The 18,099-nt window shown below is 62.2% G+C and carries 18 protein-coding genes; 11 read left to right on the top strand and 7 right to left on the bottom strand.

Features of this window, described 5'->3' with window-relative positions; genetic code table 11:
* Window positions 1–66: 66 nt before the first annotated feature.
* The 9 genes from BGO16_RS01595 (at window position 67) to BGO16_RS01555 (ending at window position 9,365) form a co-directional block, all read left to right on the top strand.
* A complete protein-coding gene (locus BGO16_RS01595; protein WP_292616604.1) occupies window positions 67–258 on the top strand; it encodes a hypothetical protein in 192 nt (63 codons plus the stop codon).
* A 261-nt stretch (window positions 259–519) separates the two neighbouring features.
* On the top strand, window positions 520–1,866 hold the full coding sequence (gene glmM / locus BGO16_RS01590; protein ID WP_292616603.1) for a phosphoglucosamine mutase: 1,347 nt from the start codon (window positions 520–522) through the stop codon (window positions 1,864–1,866).
* 134 nt (window positions 1,867–2,000) lie between these two features.
* The gene (locus tag BGO16_RS01585; RefSeq protein ID WP_292616600.1) at window positions 2,001–3,233 is read left to right on the top strand and encodes an MFS transporter; all 1,233 of its coding nucleotides are present in this window, start codon (window positions 2,001–2,003) and stop codon (window positions 3,231–3,233) included.
* 209 nt (window positions 3,234–3,442) lie between these two features.
* Window positions 3,443–4,291, top strand: coding sequence for an outer membrane beta-barrel protein (locus BGO16_RS01580; protein ID WP_292616598.1), 849 nt, complete (start codon window positions 3,443–3,445; stop codon window positions 4,289–4,291).
* A gap of 195 nt (window positions 4,292–4,486) precedes the next feature.
* Window positions 4,487–5,305, top strand: a complete 819-nt coding sequence (locus tag BGO16_RS01575) for an outer membrane beta-barrel protein (RefSeq protein WP_292616595.1) — start codon at window positions 4,487–4,489, stop codon at window positions 5,303–5,305.
* A gap of 173 nt (window positions 5,306–5,478) precedes the next feature.
* Window positions 5,479–5,847 (top strand): hypothetical protein, encoded by a 369-nt coding sequence (locus tag BGO16_RS01570; RefSeq protein WP_292616593.1) that lies wholly within the window; start codon window positions 5,479–5,481, stop codon window positions 5,845–5,847.
* A gap of 302 nt (window positions 5,848–6,149) precedes the next feature.
* On the top strand, window positions 6,150–7,322 hold the full coding sequence (locus BGO16_RS01565; protein WP_292616591.1) for a phosphoserine transaminase: 1,173 nt from the start codon (window positions 6,150–6,152) through the stop codon (window positions 7,320–7,322).
* A gap of 174 nt (window positions 7,323–7,496) precedes the next feature.
* Window positions 7,497–9,086 carry a phosphoglycerate dehydrogenase gene (serA, locus tag BGO16_RS01560; protein WP_292616590.1) on the top strand — a complete coding sequence of 530 codons (1,590 nt, stop codon included), beginning with the start codon at window positions 7,497–7,499 and terminating at the stop codon, window positions 9,084–9,086.
* A 78-nt stretch (window positions 9,087–9,164) separates the two neighbouring features.
* A complete protein-coding gene (locus BGO16_RS01555) occupies window positions 9,165–9,365 on the top strand; it encodes a hypothetical protein (RefSeq protein WP_292616587.1) in 201 nt (66 codons plus the stop codon).
* Window positions 9,366–9,390: 25 nt separating this feature from the next.
* Here the strand turns inward: BGO16_RS01555 and BGO16_RS01550 are convergent, their stop codons facing one another.
* A complete protein-coding gene (locus BGO16_RS01550; protein ID WP_292616585.1) occupies window positions 9,391–10,956 on the bottom strand; it encodes a peptidase S10 in 1,566 nt (521 codons plus the stop codon).
* Between the two features lie 508 nt (window positions 10,957–11,464).
* On the opposite strand from BGO16_RS01550, the gene BGO16_RS01545 reads away from it, so the two are divergent.
* Entirely contained in the window at window positions 11,465–12,757 is a 1,293-nt protein-coding gene (locus BGO16_RS01545) for an adenylosuccinate synthase (RefSeq protein WP_292616583.1), read from the top strand.
* Between the two features lie 178 nt (window positions 12,758–12,935).
* A complete protein-coding gene (locus tag BGO16_RS01540; protein WP_292616580.1) occupies window positions 12,936–14,471 on the top strand; it encodes a hypothetical protein in 1,536 nt (511 codons plus the stop codon).
* A 90-nt stretch (window positions 14,472–14,561) separates the two neighbouring features.
* Here the strand turns inward: BGO16_RS01540 and BGO16_RS01535 are convergent, their stop codons facing one another.
* From BGO16_RS01535 to galU, 6 genes are all read right to left on the bottom strand, one after another.
* Window positions 14,562–14,780, bottom strand: a complete 219-nt coding sequence (locus tag BGO16_RS01535; protein WP_292616578.1) for a hypothetical protein — start codon at window positions 14,778–14,780, stop codon at window positions 14,562–14,564.
* Window positions 14,781–14,927: 147 nt separating this feature from the next.
* Complete coding sequence (locus BGO16_RS01530; RefSeq protein ID WP_292616577.1) at window positions 14,928–15,215, bottom strand: hypothetical protein; 288 nt, start codon at window positions 15,213–15,215, stop codon at window positions 14,928–14,930.
* A 302-nt stretch (window positions 15,216–15,517) separates the two neighbouring features.
* Window positions 15,518–15,925, bottom strand: coding sequence for a peptide-methionine (R)-S-oxide reductase MsrB (gene msrB, locus BGO16_RS01525; protein WP_292616575.1), 408 nt, complete (start codon window positions 15,923–15,925; stop codon window positions 15,518–15,520).
* Window positions 15,926–15,948: 23 nt separating this feature from the next.
* Window positions 15,949–16,617: a peptide-methionine (S)-S-oxide reductase MsrA gene (gene msrA / locus BGO16_RS01520; protein ID WP_292616630.1), complete on the bottom strand. Its 669-nt coding sequence runs from the start codon at window positions 16,615–16,617 to the stop codon at window positions 15,949–15,951.
* A 226-nt stretch (window positions 16,618–16,843) separates the two neighbouring features.
* Entirely contained in the window at window positions 16,844–17,113 is a 270-nt protein-coding gene (locus BGO16_RS01515) for a hypothetical protein (RefSeq protein WP_292616573.1), read from the bottom strand.
* A 5-nt stretch (window positions 17,114–17,118) separates the two neighbouring features.
* A complete protein-coding gene (gene galU, locus BGO16_RS01510) occupies window positions 17,119–17,994 on the bottom strand; it encodes a UTP--glucose-1-phosphate uridylyltransferase GalU (protein WP_292616572.1) in 876 nt (291 codons plus the stop codon).
* Window positions 17,995–18,099 lie beyond the last annotated feature (105 nt).

Raw genomic sequence — 18,099 nt, 5'->3', positions numbered from 1 at the left:
CGATTCCACGTCGCGGAGGAACGGAGCGCGCCGCGCGTCGTTATACCTTCGTTACAGGAGAGCGCCATGACGAGCGGCCACGCTGTGAAGGACGACCAGAAGAAAAGGGCGAAATCCAAGAAGGAACTGGATGAGGAACTCGATCGTGGCCTGAGAGAGTCGTTTCCCGGCTCTGACCCCGTGAGTGTAACCCAGCCGGCCCCCGCAAGGACACCCGCCAAGCGGCAGACAAAGGACAGATCGGCTGGTCGCCACTAAAATAGGCGGTGAAGCAGAGGCGGTGGAACGGAACTCAAACCGAACCTCAGGCGCGGAAGTTTGCTCCGAAACGGAGGTTAATGTACCTTCTTCGGAGGAACAGTCGTTTTGTAGTCCTGTGTCGGTAACGATTCATTATATTTTTTGAAGTCGTTTTAGCTATCCGGGCGTTATAAGCGGCTTCGCGCTATGCTTGTGGCCCAACGATTCGGCGGACCAGCTTCAGGGCGGCGTGAGATTTGAAGACGTCGTGGGGGTAGGATGAGCCGCAAATATTTTGGAACCGACGGCATTCGCGGTCGTGCCAATGGCCTGATCACGCCGGAACTTGCGATGAAGGTCGGGCAGGCGGCCGGACTGGTATTTCAGCGCGGCGAGTACCGCCACCGCGTCGTGATCGGAAAAGATACCCGGCTGTCCGGCTACATGATCGAATATGCGCTTGTTGCGGGCTTCACCTCGGTAGGCATGGATGTGCTGCTGCTAGGCCCGATGCCGACGCCGGCTGTGGCGATGCTGACCAAGTCGATGCGCGCTGATCTCGGCGTCATGATTTCGGCCTCGCACAACCTGTTCGAGGACAACGGGATCAAGATGTTCGGACCGCGGGGCTTCAAGCTGTCCGACGAGGTCGAAAAAAAGATCGAACAATTGCTTGACGAAAACCTCGACAGGAAGCTGGCGCAGAGCGCGAGCCTGGGTCGCGCCCGCCGCATCGACGGCGTGCATGATCGCTATATCGAGTTCGCCAAGCGCACGCTGCCCCGCGAACTCAGTCTCGACGGGTTGCGGGTGGTGGTCGATTGCGCCAACGGCGCCGCCTACAAGGTGGTACCTGAAGCGCTGTGGGAACTGGGCGCCGATGTCATTCCGATCGGCGTCGAGCCCGATGGTTTCAATATCAACAAGGAATGCGGTTCCACCGCGCCGGAGGCGCTGTGCCGCAAGGTTCGCGAGATGCGCGGCGATATCGGCATCGCGCTCGATGGCGACGCCGACCGCGTCATCATCGTCGACGAGCGTGGCCATGTGGTGGACGGCGACCAGCTTCTCGCCGTGATCGCGCAGAGCTGGAAGGAAGACGGCCGGCTGGCCAGGCCCGGAATTGTCGCCACCGTGATGTCAAACCTCGGTCTTGAGCGATTCCTGCAGGATCAGGAATTGGCGCTGGTGCGGACGCCGGTGGGCGATCGCTACGTGCTCGAACAGATGCTGAAACATGGCTACAACCTCGGCGGCGAGCAATCGGGTCACATCATCCTGTCGGACTATGCGACCACCGGCGACGGCTTCGTGTCCGCGCTTCAGGTGCTTGCCATGGTGCAGAAGCTTGGCCGCCCGGTCTCCGAGGTGTGCCACAAGTTCGAACCGCTCCCGCAAATCCTGAAGAACTTCCGCTACCGCAGCGGCAAGCCGCTGGATCGGGCCGAGGTCAAGTCGGCGATCACCGCGGGCGAGAAGCGTCTCAACGGTCATGGCCGCCTGCTGGTCCGTTCCTCCGGAACCGAGCCGGTGATCCGCGTGATGGGCGAGGGCGACGACCGTGCCCTGGTCGAGGAAGTCGTGGACACGATCGTTTCGGCGCTGGGCGGTCAGGCGGCGGCGTGAAGTCGCCGATCGTCATGATCGCGGTTCCGCCCTTGCTAACACTTTCCGGCGCATTCCTGCTATAAGCTAATACTGCTGGTCGGCCGGGTGCTCGCGTCGTAACAGGCGCAGGTCATAACATTCCGGAATCCGTCGTGGACAAGCTCGTCGAGAAAAGACCGGTCGCACCGGTGAAAGGGATCGCCGCGAAGGCAGCGGCCGGTCCCGCCTATCTCGTGCTCGGCGGCATCAGCTTCTCGCATTTTCTCAACGACACCATGCAATCGCTGATTCCTTCAGTCTATCCGATTCTGAAGGAAAACTACGCGCTCGACTTCGCCCAGATCGGAATGATCACGCTCGCGTTTCAGGTGACGGCGTCGCTGCTGCAGCCCGTGGTCGGGTATGTCACCGACAGGAAGGCGCAGCCGTTCTCGCTGGCCATCGGCATGGGTTCCACCTTCGTCGGATTGCTGTTGCTCAGCGTGGCGCATGTCTACGGAATGATCCTGGTCTCCGCCGGTCTCATCGGTCTGGGATCGGCGGTGTTCCATCCGGAGTCCGCGCGCATCGCGCGAATGGCCTCGGGCGGCCGCTATGGATTCGCGCAATCGGTTTTTCAGGTCGGCGGAAATTTCGGCGCCGCGATGGGACCGGTGCTGGCGGCGTTGATCATTGTGCCCTTCGGGCAGCCGAGCATCGCGTGGTTTTCATCGATCGCCTTCGTCGCGATCGTGCTGCTGTTTCAGATCGGCCGTTGGTACAAGCCGCGGATTGCGCCGCGTCGCAGCGTCATGCAAGTGCGGTCGCCTGAGGCGCCGACGCCCGCACGAACCGCGGCCGCGCTGGCGATCCTGATCGTGCTGGTGTTCTCGAAATTCATCTATATGTCGAGTCTCACCAGCTACTACACGTTTTATCTCATCGAGAGGTTTCAGGTTTCGACGCAGACTTCCCAACTGCTGCTGTTCGTGTTTCTCGCCGCGGTGGCTGTCGGAGTGTATTTTGGCGGCCCGCTCGGCGATCGCTTCGGACGGCGCTATGTGATCTGGTTCTCGATTCTCGGCGTGCTGCCGTTCACGCTGCTGCTGCCGTTTGCAAATCTTCCCGGCACCGTGGCGTTGACCGTGATCATCGGCCTCATCATCTCGTCCGCGATGCCGGCGATCATCGTGTTCGCGCAGGAACTGATGCCGCATCGGCTCGGCATGATCTCGGGAATGTTCTTCGGCTTCGCGTTTGGCGCCGCGGGAATTGGTGCGGCGGTCCTCGGCGAGGTCGCGGACGCGAAGGGGATCGAGTTCGTCTATCAGATCTGCTCATTCCTGCCAGCGATCGGCCTGCTGGCGATGTTCCTGCCGAAGATGCCGAAAATCCCGCACGCGTAATCGTCGTCGTGGGTCTTTTGTCAACGAACCGTTAGCAAGTGCGGCGGTCGCGCGGCGATTTGTGCCGCCGTACTTTACTTGCCAAAGAAACGTCACCGAATATCAACCTTAAAAATTAGGGTTAAGCAGCGCTTAAGCATTTGGTGTCATCGTCCGTTCGATTTCGGGAGTGGGGCCTCGCCGCCTCACCGGACAAAGGGACGAAGCTGATGCGTAGAGTTGGATTGCTCCTTGCCGCCGGAGCGGCATCACTGTTGTCGTCGGCCGCCTTCGCCGCCGACATGCCTCTTGCGCCCCCGCCATATGTTCCGCCGCCGGCCGCGGATTTCGGCGGCTGGTATCTGCGCGGCGATATCGGATTCAGCAATCAGCGCGTGAAAAACATCGCGATGGCGGACGGCCGCAACGCGGCGCTTGTGTCACTCGATCAGAGTACTGCGTTTGATAGCGCCGGCATCTTTGGCGTTGGCATAGGTTATCAGTTCAACAACTGGTTCCGTGGCGATATCACCGGCCAGTATCGCGGCAATTCGAATTTCAAGGGCACTGACCTGCTGACCTATCCGGCTGGCGGCGGCATCATCGGTAACGGCATCAACAACTACAACGCCACCAAGTCGGAATGGCTCGTAATGGCCAACGGCTATGTCGATCTTGGCACCTGGTGGTGCGTCACGCCGTTCATCGGTGCCGGCGTCGGCATGGCAAATGTGACCATCGCGAATTACACTGACACCGGTTCTGTCAACAACAACGGAAACGGCTTCGGTACGTTCCCAAGTTATGCCAGCGCGCCGTCCGCCTCTAAGTGGAATTTCGCATGGGCGGCTCACGCAGGTCTGGCTTACCATGTCAATCCCGGCCTCACGCTTGAACTGGCCTACAGCTACGTCAATCTCGGTTCGGGAACGACGGGCGCGGTGTCCGATTACACCGGTTTCACGCGCGGCGTTCCGATGCAGTTCCACGATATCACCTCGCATGACGTGAAACTCGGCGTACGCTGGGATCTCAGCAGCCCGCCGGTCTATGCGCCGCCGCTGGTCACCAAAGGCTGAGCGAAACTTTCGTCTTAACACCTCTAAACGGCGTGGAATTTTCCGCGCCGTTTTTGCGTTCGCGGAGCATGCGATCAGCGCGAGCGCAATCGGCCGTCGAAGAAAAGATCGTGCCGAAAATGCGGCGCGACAACGATTGGTTAAGGTTAACAGGCGATGATTGCAACAACCAAGCTGTGTCGATGGAGCGTTGCAATGCGTAGACTTCTACTGGCGGCAGTCATCTTTGGGACGGCTCAGTGCGCGCATGCCGCGGACATGCCCGACCTTCCGGTTCTGCGCGGATCGCTGCCTGGCGGTTCCGGTACGGTGTGGGAGGGCTTCTATATCGGCGGGCAGGCGAGCTACGGCTCCAGCGATATGGATTTCAAGGACTCGGGAAAGGATTTGCTGCAAAGACTTCTGAACAACGTCGACGTGGAGAACGAGTTCAACCTTTCAGGCTGGCCGCTGGGCGGCAAGACGACGACGCAGAATAGCGGGTTTGGCGGCTTCCTGGGCTATAACTTCCAGTACGACGATATCGTTTTAGGTATTGAACTCAACTATACGCACGGCAATTTTTTTGGAGCCTCAGAGGGGAGCCAAGCCCGGTCGCTCAATTACCCGGCAAACTATCTGACGTCGGCTTCGTTGGCATCGAGTTCGTCGATGAATGTCACCGACTTTGGGTCGCTCCGCTTCCGAGGCGGCTATTCGTTCGGCTGCTTCATGCCATACGCCTTCGCGGGAGTGGCAATGGGCCGCGCGGATATCAGGCGCACCGCCAGTTACGATCTGTTCTACCAATACGTAGGCACGCAGGTTCCACCGCTTCCCAACTATGCAGGCTCCGGCTCCTTGTCCGACAACGCCAATGCGCATTTCATCTACGGCTACGCAGGTGGACTGGGTATCGACATGATGATCTTCGACGGTCTGTTCTTGCGCGCCGAATGGGAATACCTCCAGTTTACGGCTCCCGTCGATACCATCATCAGCACCGTGCGCGCTGGCGTCGGCTACAGGTTCTGATCACGGACGACGCATGAGAACGTCTCGCTCATGCGTGTTCGAAGCGGCGGCGTGGCTTGTGCTCGCGGCGAGTTCCCGCTGTTCTCCGGATTGTGAGTTTGTTTTTGCGGCCGGGGAACAGGAACGGCAATGAATGCCACCTGTTGATTCCATCCATAGAGATGGAGCAACGCATGCAATCCCGACTGACTTTTTCCGCGGTTGTCGTCGCAACCTTCATCAGTCTGCTTGCACTGAGCGCCTATGGCGCGGGCATTGGTGGCCCGGGTGCGACAGGTGGAGCATCAGGTATGCCGAGCGCGGATTCGGTGAATTCCCAGAACTCCGGTTCGGCCGGAATCCAGCCTGCGCCCGGCGGTTCTTCGACCACCGGCATTGGTTCAAGCGGATCGACTGGCATGACGACAGGTACAGGCCCCGGAAATCAGTCCGGTGTTCCCAACACGTCCACGCCGGGCCACATCGGTACCGGTGCATCGCCGAGCGGCCTGCCGGGTGACGATCCCAACGCGCCCGGTTATCCCGGCCGCGTCGGCAAGTAAGCTCTTTTAGCTTCTGATGGAATTAGGAAGCACGCTCCTATATTTTTTCATTGACGCGTTTTCTTCGCGCGAACCGGTAATGCCATCCTCGGGTGAAGCCCGGGGACGTGCGTTTGCTCGAGAACATTATCGCGGCTCATGATTTGATCTTTCCACGGATGGCGCTGCGCGGATGCCAGCCGATGGATCGTCACTCGCGCGTGATCGCCAGAAAAATCATTGACGAAAGCGGGTGATTCCCATATCCCCGGCGGCGGGACACCTCCCCCCAACGGGAGGCTTGCTATCTGGAAGGATAGATCATGACCGTTGCGAAGCCCGCTTCGCGGCCGACCGTGCCGCATTTCTCTTCCGGCCCCTGCGCCAAGCGCCCAGGCTGGACCCCCCAAAATCTCAAGGACGCAGCCCTTGGCCGCTCGCATCGCGCGAAGATCGGCAAGGTTAGGCTCAAGCTCGCGATCGAGTTGACGCGCGAGGTTCTGGAGATTCCATCTGACTACAAGGTCGGTATCGTGCCGGCGTCGGATACCGGCGCAGTGGAGATGGCGCTGTGGTCGCTGCTCGGCGCGCGGCCCGTCACCATGATCGCCTGGGAATCCTTCGGCGAAGGCTGGGTCACCGATGTCGTCAAGCAGTTGAAACTCAAGGATGTTACGACGCTGAAGGCGGGCTACGGCGAAATTCCCGACCTCTCCAAGGTCGACCCGGTTTCCGATATCGTCTTCACCTGGAACGGCACCACCTCGGGCGTGCGCGTGCCGAACGCCGACTGGATCAGCGCCTCCCGTGAGGGCCTCACGATTTGCGACGCCACCTCGGCTGCTTTCGCCCAGCCGCTCGATTGGGCCAAGCTCGATGTCGTGACCTTTTCCTGGCAGAAGGCGCTCGGCGGCGAGGGCGCGCATGGTATGCTGATCCTCAGCCCCCGCGCGGTCGCTCGTCTGGAAAGCTACACGCCGCCATGGCCGTTGCCGAAAATCTTCCGCATGACCAAGGGCGGCAAGCTCATGCACGGCATCTTCGAGGGCGAGACCATCAACACGCCGTCGATGCTGTGCGTCGAGGATTATCTCGATGCGCTCAATTGGGCGAAGTCGGTCGGCGGCCTCAAGGGGATGATCGCGCGCGCCGACGCCAATGCCAAAGTGATTGCCGACTGGAAAGCGAAAACGCCGTGGATCGATTTCCTGGCGAAGGATCCGGCGATCCGCTCCAACACCTCGGTGTGTCTCAAGTTCATAGATTCCGCGATCACGTCGTTGCCGGCGGATGCACAATCCGACTTCGTCAAGAAGCTCGTGGCCGCCGTCGAGAAAGAGGGCGCAGGCTACGATTTCGCCTACTACCGCGATGCGCCGCCGGGCCTGCGCATCTGGTGCGGTGCCACCGTTGAGGCGAACGACGTCGCATTGCTGACGCAGTGGATCGACTGGGCCTTTGCCGAGACCAAGGCCTCGCTCGCCAAAGCGGCGTGACGCTCTTACTTCCCTCTCCCCTTGTGGGAGAGGGTGCCCGCGAAGCGGGCGGTGAGGGGTGAACCCTCACGTTTGAACAACCCCTCACCCGGCTCGGCCTTCGGCCGATCCACCCTCTCCCACAAGGGGAGAGGGGACGCTGAACATCAGCTCCTCGTTTTGTTGGATCATCCCATGACCAAACCCAAGGTTCTCATTTCCGATGCGCTGAGCCCCGCAGCCGTGCAGATCTTCAAGGATCGCGGCATCGAGGTCGATTTCCAGCCCAGCCTCGGCAAGGACAAGGACAAGCTCGCTGAGATCATCGGCAACTACGATGGCCTCGCCATCCGCTCCGCCACCAAGGCGACCGCGAAGATTCTTGCCAACGCCCGGAAGCTGAAGGTGATCGGCCGCGCCGGCATCGGCGTCGACAACGTCGAGATACCGGCGGCGACGGCCAGGGGTGTCATCGTGATGAACACGCCGTTCGGCAACTCGATCACGACCGCCGAACATGCGATCACCCTGATGCTGGCGCTGGCGCGCGAAATTCCCGCTGCCGATGCCTCGACCCAGGCCGGCAAGTGGGAAAAGAACCGCTTCATGGGTGTCGAGATCACCGGCAAGACGCTCGGCGTGATCGGCTGCGGCAACATCGGCTCGATCGTCGCGGATCGCGCGCTCGGCCTGAAGATGAAAGTGATCGCGTTCGATCCGTTCCTGTCGCCGGAGCGCGCCAAGGACCTCGGCGTGGAGAAGGTCGAACTCGACGATCTGTTCAAGCGCGCCGACTTCATCACGCTGCACACGCCACTCACCGACAAGACCCGCAACATCATCGATGCCGCCGCCATCGCCAAGATGAAGAAGGGCATGCGTATCATCAACTGCGCGCGCGGTGGTCTGGTGGACGAGCAGGCGCTGGTCGATGCGCTCAATGCCAAGCAGGTCGCGGGCGCGGCGTTCGATGTGTTCGTCGAGGAACCCGCTACCAAAAACGTGCTGTTCGGCCACCCCAACGTGATCTGCACGCCGCATCTTGGCGCATCCACCACGGAAGCGCAGGAGAACGTCGCGTTGCAGGTCGCCGAACAGATGTCGGACTATCTGCTCACCGGCGCGATCACCAATGCCATCAACTTCCCCTCGATCACGGCGGAAGAGGCCCCGAAGCTGAAACCATTCGTCGAGCTTGCGGAAAAGCTCGGCTCGTTCGCGGGCCAGCTCACCGAGAGCGGAATTTCCAAGGTGACCATCACCTATGAGGGGCAGGTCGCCGAAATGAAGATCAAGGCGCTGACGTCGGCCGCACTGTCGGGCTTGCTGCGGCCGATGCTGGGCGACGTCAACGTCGTGTCCGCGCCGGTCGTCGCCAAGGAGCGCGGCATGGTGGTGGACGAGGTGGTGCGCGCAGCGCAAAGCGACTACGAAAGCGTCATCACGGTGACGGTCGCGACCGAACGGCAGGAGCGTTCGGTGTCGGGAACGGTCTATGCCGACGGCAAGCCGCGCTTGGTCGACATCAAGGGCATCCGCGTCGATGCCGAGTTCGGCAAGTCGATGATCTATGTCACCAATGAGGACAAGCCGGGTTTCATCGGCAAGTTCGCCTCGCTGCTCGGCGACGCGGGTGTCAACATCGCGACGTTCAATCTTGGCCGTCACAGCCAGGGCGGCGACGCCATCGCGCTGGTCGAGGTCGACGGCAATGTGCCGGAGAATGTGCTCGCGAAGGTGAAGGCGCTGCCGCAGGTCAAGCAGGTGAAGGCGCTGACGTTCTGACAGCGAAAGTCATTGGCGCGAAAATGCCAAGCGCATCCTGCCACGCCGGCGGCGTTCGATCCGTGAAGGAGTTTCCTGATGGATGAGCCTGCTCCGCAACCTGATCCCGAGCCCGGCGGGGGAAGCCGCCGCGGCGCGGTGGCGGGACTGGTCATTGTCGTCGTGCTGCTGGTGGTCGGCCTCTGGCTCGCGCGCGAACTCGGATCTGCCAGCCGCATCCAGGATTGCGTGATGTCCGGCCGGTCCAATTGCCAACCGATCGATGTGTCTCCGCGATAACGCGGTGATCATCCCACAAAGCGTATCACTTCATCAGCGTGCGAACCTCGTCGCGTAGCGCCTGACGCGAACCGTCGTGCGAATAGAACATGTGGCCGCCGGGATAGACCATGAGCCTGACGCGGTCGCGCGAGCCGAAGGTCGGCAGTTGATCGAGACGTATTTGGGACGCGAAATAGGGCGTCGCCAGATCGAACAGTCCATGCGCGACCAGGATCTTGAATTGCGGGCTTGCCGCGAGCAGTTCGCGGATGTCGGACACCGACTCGACGGAAGTCCGGTGCTTGCCGAAATCCCACTCCCGGTTGACGGCGCGGCTGAGCAGTTCATAGGAGCCGTCCGGCCGCCAGTTCAGCTTGTGCGCATAAAGTTCGAACGCCGCCGATGTCAGTGCGGCCAGCAGCGGTTCCTCCGAGGGATCGTTGAAGTCGCTGTTAGTCGAGTCCGGATAGGGATCGAAGCCGAGAACCGATCCGTCGTAGCGCCCGGTCACCTTGCCGTTGCGGCGGTCGAAGGCACGGCGGAATTCGCTGACGTCGAACCGCCCGGCGAGGCGGCGGCTCTCCGCCTGATCGATTTCGGTCAATGATGCGAAGCGGTCGGCAAGCCGTCGCGTCGCCTCCGCATCGGCCTGCCCCTTGATGAGATCGCTGAGAAACTCGCCCCTCGCATAGGCTTCGACGTCGGCCATGTCGGCGCGGGTCAACACTCCGCGCTTTTCGTTGTCCCGCGCGACCGCCGCCATGCTCGGGAGACTTGTTACGAACCGCGACAGTCCGGTGCCCAGCACGTCGCCGAAGTCGAGCGCCGGCGATATCAGAACCAGCCCGTTGACGGCGACGCCTTGCCGTGTCTGGAGATTACGGACGATCTTCGGCCCGCGAATGCCACCATAGCTTTCGCCGGCGATGAATTTCGGCGACTGCATCCGATCGGCTTGCTCCAGCCAGCGGCGGATCACCAGCGCGATCGAGGCCACATCGCCGTCGACCGTGAAGAAGCGCTTCCGCGCCTCGTCGCCGCTTGCGATCATGCGACTGTAGCCGGTGCCGAGCGGATCGATGAAGACCAGATCGGTGAAATCGAGCCAGGTTTCCGCGTTCGGTTCGAGCGCCAGCGGGGTTGCGGCATTGGCGATCGCGCGGTCCATCGCGATGCGCCAGGGACCGTTGCTGCCGAATTGCAGCCACGCCGAGGAGGCGCCGGGCCCGCCGTTGAACAAGAAGGTCACCGGGCGGCTGCGGGGATCGGCGCCGTCGAGCTGATAGGTAGTCGTGGCGATGTCGGCCTGCGGTTCGCCCTTGTCGTTGAAAATGCGAATTGCGCCCGCGGTTGCGGTGAAAGCCAGCGTGCGGCCGGGCAGCGCAAGTTTGTGCCTGGTGGTGGAGGCCGGCGGCAAACGATGATCGTTCGCGGTAGCAGTGGGTCCGCCGTGCGCGTTGCCGCCGTCGGCCTTTGAGGCGGACGGCTTCGCCTCTGCCTGATGCGGCGGCGCGACGTGGGCCGTATCGTCGGCGCGCACGGCAGAGGCAAGCACCAATGCCAACAGCATCGTTGTGACGCAGGCATGACGGGACATCCGACCGGGCATTTGCTGCTACTCCCTATGCGTCTCGCCGTTTGAGCGGCAAACTTGCGGCCGAGCGTTGCCTGAAACTATGGCAGGCGCTGGACCTGGTGCAAATGGCTGGCCGCATCGAGCCGGGGCCGCGGAGAGCGTGGCGGCGGAAGAATGCGCGATTGTCGCAGCCCGGTGACGCCACGCCGACGCCGCTCAACCCGTGCGCCGGCGCGAGGCTTCCGGGGCCGACTTACGGGATGGATTTTTAGGACGAATCAATAGTTTGGACGAGGTCTTGAACGCTCCTGAAGGGCCGTTCCCGCTTGCGTCCGCGTCACGCATCCTTTATCCGATGAGACGCCTCACATGCTGGCGGGTCCGAATTGCGTCTGTCGTGTTTCGGCCGGTGTGGTGGATCGGAAGCTCGCTTCATGGCCTTGCGAGTTCCCGGATGCGCGGCTAGGTGAGTCGCGAATGCCGAATTCACCCCACTAGTTGCACTAGCCGCGTCTCACCTTTGCAAGGAATTTCCGCGAAAATGACCAACGTTGTCGTCGTCGGTGCCCAATGGGGCGACGAGGGAAAGGGCAAGATCGTCGACTGGTTGTCGGAGCAGGCGGATATCGTCGTTCGCTTCCAGGGCGGCCACAATGCCGGTCATACGCTTGTTATCGACGGCAACACCTACAAGCTGGCGCTGCTGCCCTCGGGCGTGGTTCGCGCGTCGAAGCTGTCGATCATCGGCAACGGCGTGGTGTTCGATCCGCAAGCCTTCGCCGGCGAGGTCGAGAAGCTGAAAGGGCAGGGCGTCGATGTCGGTCCACACAATCTTCGCGTCGCCGAGAACGTCACGCTGATCCTGCCGCTGCACCGCGAACTGGACTCGTTGCGCGAAAACGCCAGCGCGGCGACGGCGATCGGCACCACCCAGCGCGGCATCGGCCCGGCCTATGAGGACAAGGTCGGCCGCCGCGCCATTCGCCTGATGGATCTCGCCGATCCGCAGACGCTGCCGCACAAGATCGAGCGGCTGCTCGCCCATCACAATGCGCTGCGTCGCGGCCACGGCATCGCGGAAGTGGACAGTCGTGCGCTGCTCAAGGATCTCGCCGCAATTGCGCCGCGGGTGCTACCCTATGCTGACAGCGTATGGAATCTGCTCGATCACAAGCGCCGCGAGGGCAAGCGTATCCTGTTCGAGGGTGCGCAAGGCGCGTTGCTGGACGTCGATCACGGCACCTATCCTTACGTCACCTCCTCCAACACCGTCGCGGCGCAGGCCGCCACCGGCACCGGCATGGGGCCGAGTGCGCTTGGCTACGTGCTCGGCATTTGCAAGGCCTACACCACGCGCGTCGGCCAGGGGCCGTTTCCGACCGAACTCACCGACGAGGTCGGCGAACTGATCGGCCAGCGTGGCAAGGAATTCGGCGTCAACACCGGGCGCAAGCGCCGCTGCGGCTGGTTCGACGCCATGCTGGTCCGGCAGACTGTCCGCACCAGCGGTATCCATGGGCTGGCCCTGACAAAGCTCGACATCCTCGACGGCTTCGACACCATCGAGGTGTGCACCGGCTACAGGCTCGACGGCAAGGAGATCGACCATCTGCCGGCCGGAGAGGGGGCGCAGGCCAGGGTCGAGCCGCTTTATGAGACCATCGAAGGCTGGAAGGAGCCGACCGCCAACGCCCGGTCCTGGGCCGATCTGCCGGCTCAAGCCATCAAATATGTTCGCCGGATCGAGGAACTGGTTGGTTGTCCGGTGGCCCTGCTGTCCACCAGCCCCGAGCGGGAGGATACCATTCTGGTGCAGAACCCGTTCGAGACTTGATAAGATGATGTTACGGGAATGCGTTCAAGGCTAGAGCGTGATCCCGAAAAGCCTGCCCCGGACGTGATCCGGGGTGGAAACCGGTTTTCAAATAAGATCATGCTTAACCGGAAGGATAGGTTAGGGTTTGATTCAACCTGGTCGAATCAGGCTCTGATGTTCGCGGCATTGAAGAGATATGGCTGATTATTACCCGCTCATCGCGCGCGCCATCGCCGGGCTGGACGTCAATGCGCCCGGCGAGCAAAGGCGTGCGCTCTACGAGCGGGCGCGGACCGCGCTGATCGCGCAACTCCGCAGCGTCGAACCGCCATTAAGCGAATCGGAGATCACCCGCGAGCGGCTGTCGCTGGAGGAGGCCGTGCGCAAAGTCGAGTCCGAGGCCGCCCAGCGCGCCCGCGAAGCCTCGCGCGTCGGCAGTGCGCGAGCGGGCGATGCCTTCCGCGCCTCGACCCGCGCGGCGACGAAGTCACAGGACAGGGCTGCGCCGCCGCATGTGCGCCCGCGCGCGAATATAACGCCTCAACCGCGCAACCCGCGCCCTGATCCGCCGCCTGCCGATCCGTTGCCGTCATGGCGACCGTCCGCGCCGCCTGATCCGATGCAGGATGCGCCGCCTATCCGGGAGCGGCAGGGCCAGCCGCGCCGCAATCCGGAGCCCGATCGTTCGCCGCCGCCGCCGCCGGTGCCGGGCTTCCGTGATGTCACAGCGGATGCCGATGATCTCGGCCGCGCGGCGGCACAGGCCAACCGCTCGGCTCGCCGCACCTATGCCAACGTGCCCTCACCGTCACCCGAGTTCGATCGCCTGGAGCCGAGCCTCGAGAATCGCGGTGCCTTTGAGGGAGCATATCCCTACGATGAATCATCCGGCGGGGCCGCGGAAGACCAGCCGCCCCCGCTGCCGCGTTCGTGGCCGCAACCCGGTCGCGACAAGCCGAAGCGTCTGTTCGGCGATGGCTTTCCGTTCAAGACCGCGATCGCGGTCGGCCTCGTGCTGATCCTTGCGGGCGGTGGCATCGTATGGGGTCCGAAGGTGGTCTCGGCGGTGCGCGGCTTGTTCGGTTCGTCGACAGATCGGATTGCCGAGATACCGAAGCCGGCGACACCGGGACTAAAGCCGAAGATCACCGATCGGGTCGGCCAGCCACCGTCGTCCGAGACGGTGGCGCCGGTGGCGCAGCGCGTCGTGCTGTATGATGAGGATCCGTCCGATCCCAAGGGCAGGCAGTATGTCGGATCGGTGGTGTGGCGCACCGAAGAGGTGAAAGGCGCAGCCGGCAAGACGCCGGAGATCGCCGTGCGCGCCGACATCGAGATTCCCGAGCGCAGGTTCAAGATGACGATGTCGTTCCGCCGCAATACCGATACGTCGCTACCGGCGAGCCATACAGTGGAGCTGACATTCGTGCTGCCGCAGGATTTTGACGGCGGCGGCGTCGCCAACGTGCCCGGCATTCTGATGAAGTCCAACGAGCAGGCGCGCGGCACGCCGCTGGCGGGACTCGCCGTCAAGGTCACCGACGGTTTCTTCCTGGTCGGACTGTCCAACGTCGAGGCCGATCGCGCGCGCAATCTTCAGCTTCTGAAGGAACGCTCATGGTTCGACGTACCGCTGGTTTATACGAACCAGCGCCGCGCTATTATCGCGGTCGAGAAGGGCGCTCCGGGTGAGCGCGCCTTCAACGAGGCTTTCGCCGCCTGGGGCGAATAGCTTTGAACGGGTAAGTAAGGCCGCCTTCGACGCGAAGTCCCGAAACGATGAAGCCTGTCCGCGCAATGTCGGGATTGCGTTGACGCACGCTCAGTTGGCGGCGTCCTCGCCCGCACGCACGGTCACTTCCATCAGGTGATGGGCATCGGTGATGCCATCGGCGGCATTGCGCACGAGGGTCTCCGCCATCCTTGCTTTGGCCGCCGGCGTGCGATGCTCGGGTCCGATCTGCTCGACCGCGATGTCGAGCAGTTCGCGCAGGTGCGCAACATATTCGGCGTCGAACTTCTGCGGCGGAACCTGACCCATGCGATGCCCTCCCTCGATTGCGGTGCGAATGGTGGCTTCGCAATCGGGCGGAGTTGGGTCAGGGAGAGGGAGATGTCGAGGCGGAAAGGTGAACGGGATTTTTGTGGTCGCGAACGCAAATCCCTTTAAGCCCCCTTGCCGAAACGGTCAGGCGGCGTCTTTTGACGCGCTTGCCTCAGCGGAAGCTTTCTTGGGTTTGCTGCGAGGTAGCGGAAAATCGCGGCTCTCATAGAGCGAGCGGATGCCGTTCTGGTCGAAGCGGGCTTCGTCCACCTGAAGATAGGCGCCGTTCAGCGAATCGGCCGGCAGCTCCTCGATCGCAAAGCGCACCGCGTCGGCCGCAGTGTCGAACCGGCGGTAGGCAAAGCCGGCGCGCTTTTTCTTGCGGATCGCGGCTGGAAACAGTTCGGCGGATTTCTTGAAGCTGAATGCCATGGCGGGAACCTCTACGATGATGCTTTTGGAGAACGAACCAGTGCTGAAAGCGAAGCCCGTCGGCGATCGCTTGGCATACAGCATGTCCGTGATGCCCCATTTATATAGGGTAGAGAGCGGAAATTGCGACCTTCCGGGGCCGGAATCATGAAATTCGGCGCGGGCGGAAATAAGATATTGATATCAAGACAATGGCCAGTCGAGCCGTGTTCCGGCCGCATTGCGGCGGAGGGGCGGAGCCTATCCCCCGTGACCGGAAACCGTTTGCGGGGACAAAGGCCGCATCGGGACGCCGGAACCCGTTATTTTGGCTCGAGTTTCAAGGCCGCCGAATTGATGCAGTAGCGCTGGCCGGACGGAGCAGGGCCGTCGTTGAAGACATGGCCGAGATGGCCGCTGCATCTGGAGCACAGGACCTCGGTGCGGATCATGCCGTGGCTGGTGTCGCGCTGCTCGTCGACGTGGCTCTCGGCCGTGGGCGCGGTGAAGCTCGGCCATCCGCAGCCTGAATCGAACTTGGTTTCAGATTCGAACAGCGTCTGTCCGCAGCCGGCGCAGACATAAGTGCCTTCGCGGCGCTCATGTTCATATTCGCCGGAGAAGGGCTGCTCGGTCGCCTTCTCGCGCAGCACGGCGTATTGCATCGGCGTCAGGTCCTTGCGCCACTCGTTGTCGCTCTTGGTGACCTTCGCCGTCTTGGCGTCTGGCATGAGTTTTTTCCTTTGCTCCGCAGTCAGTTCGTGACCTTCGCGCGGCCGACCAGCGTCGGCTTCTCGACGTAGTTGTCCGCGAAAAGATTTTTCAAGTTCCGGATCTTCGGAATGTCATAATAAGCAATATAGGGCTGCTTGGGATGCAGCGTCAGGTAGTCCTGATGATAGGATTCTGCGGGGAAAAATCCTTTTAGCGTTCCCACTTTGGTGACGATCGGCTTCTTGTAGACCTTTGCTGCATCAAGCTGGGCGATATAGGCCTCAGCGACCTTCTTCTGCTCGTCGTTGAGCGTGAAAATCTCCGAGCGGTACTGCGTGCCGTTGTCCGGCCCCTGGCGGTCGAGCTGGGTCGGATCGTGCGCCACCGAGAAGAATATCTGCAGGATTTTTCCGTAACTGATTTGTTTCGGGTCGAACCTGATCTCAACCGATTCCGCATGCCCCGTGGCGCCGGTGCTCACCTTGTCGTAGTTCGCGGTCTCCCTGGCGCCGCCGGCATAACCTGAAACCGCGTTGAGCACGCCGGCGGTATGCTGGAACACGCCCTGCACGCCCCAGAAACAGCCGCCGGCGATGACGGCGGTCTGGATTCCGGAAGCGGCCTTCGCGTCCAGTGCAGGAGGCGGAATGATCACGGCGTCTTCGGCGGCGCGGGAAGGTCCGGCAAGAAATCCCGACAGTACGAGCATGCCGGCAACAGCAGCGGCGAGAGCATGACGGCCGAACGGGCTGCGGTTCATGGACGCTTCCTTTCGCGCGGTTGAATTCGGAGTGCGCGCCATGTGCGGCCCTCACCGTGTCGCTCCGGCATTCGAGGATATAGGGAGCCGGCCGGTTTGTTGCCGGCAGGCGGCACTGTCCCGGGCACACGAATCTGTGAAGGCACTCCCTCGAGGATCGGTCAGCGGCTGCGCGCTACTTGAAACGTGGTCGTCGGGCGTCGGCTCGCCGGAAGCGCACGCCTTCCTTGTCGCCAAGACGGGTTGCGACGTAGCCGGCCTCGATGCAGGCCTGGCGCTGCGGCATCCGTTCTTCCGGCGCGCGCATGGTGTCCCACCACGAGGCGCGCTGGGCCGCGCGCGGAAGATCGCCGTCGATAATGTCCTCGATCTGCGCAAAGCTCAGGACGAACTCGACCTGCGTCTGCCGCTTCAGATAGTCCCGCAGCGCATCGTAGTCCGGCACGGCGTTTACGCCTTGAGATATTTCTGCATGTCAGCGCGCAAGCCGTCGCGGAGATCGTCGCGTGCCATTGCGAACGCGATGTTGGCGCGCAGGAAGCCGGCGCGCGAGCCGCAGTCGTGGCGCTCGCCTTCAAATTCGAGGCCGTGGAAGGCTTGCGATTTCGACAGGCCGATCATGGCGTCGGTGAGCTGGATCTCGCCGCCGGCGCCGCGTTCCTGGGTTTCCAGAATGTGGAAGATCTCCGGCTGCAGGACATAGCGTCCGGTGATCGAAAGATTCGAGGGGGCCGTGCCTTTTGCCGGCTTTTCCACCATGCCGTCGATCTCGAAGATATTGCCGCTGCGCTTGCCGACGCCGCAGATGCCGTAATTGTGGGTCATGTCGTCGGGCACGGCTTCGACTGCGACAATATTGGATTTGGGTTCGAGCTGCTCCGCCGCCTGTATCATCTGCTTGAGGCAGCCGGGCGTGTTCAGCACCAGTTCGTCGGGCAGCACCACCGCGAAGGGCTCGTCGCCGACGATGTCGCGGGCGCACCACACCGCGTGGCCGAGCCCGAGCGGCGCCTGTTGCCGGGTGAAACTCACGGCGCCTGCCTTTGGCTGGAATTGCGCCAGCAAATTCATCTCGGCTTTCTTGCCGCGCGCCTTCAGCGTTTCGTCCAGTTCGAACTGGCGGTCGAAGTGATCCTCGATCGCGCCTTTGTTGCGGCCTGTGACGAAAACGAAGTGCTCGATGCCGGCCTCCCTTGCTTCATCGAAGACATATTGAATGAGCGGCCGATCGACGATCGTCAGCATTTCCTTTGGCATCGCCTTGGTGGCGGGAAGGACCCGGGTGCCGAGGCCGGCGACCGGAAAAACGGCTTTGCGGATTTTCATGTCGGAGTCTTTAAGGATTGTTTTGCGGGCGGGAAGGAGCGCGATCAGTGGTACCTTGTTAGCCGGTTTGCATCCGGGAACAAAGGCGGATCTGTGGTCGGGGCG

The sequence above is a fragment of the Nitrobacter sp. 62-23 genome, from assembly GCF_001897285.1.
Lineage (GTDB): Bacteria > Pseudomonadota > Alphaproteobacteria > Rhizobiales > Xanthobacteraceae > Nitrobacter.
Note: the sequence above shows the minus strand (reverse complement) of the source record. Positions and strands in the feature narration are given on the sequence as shown.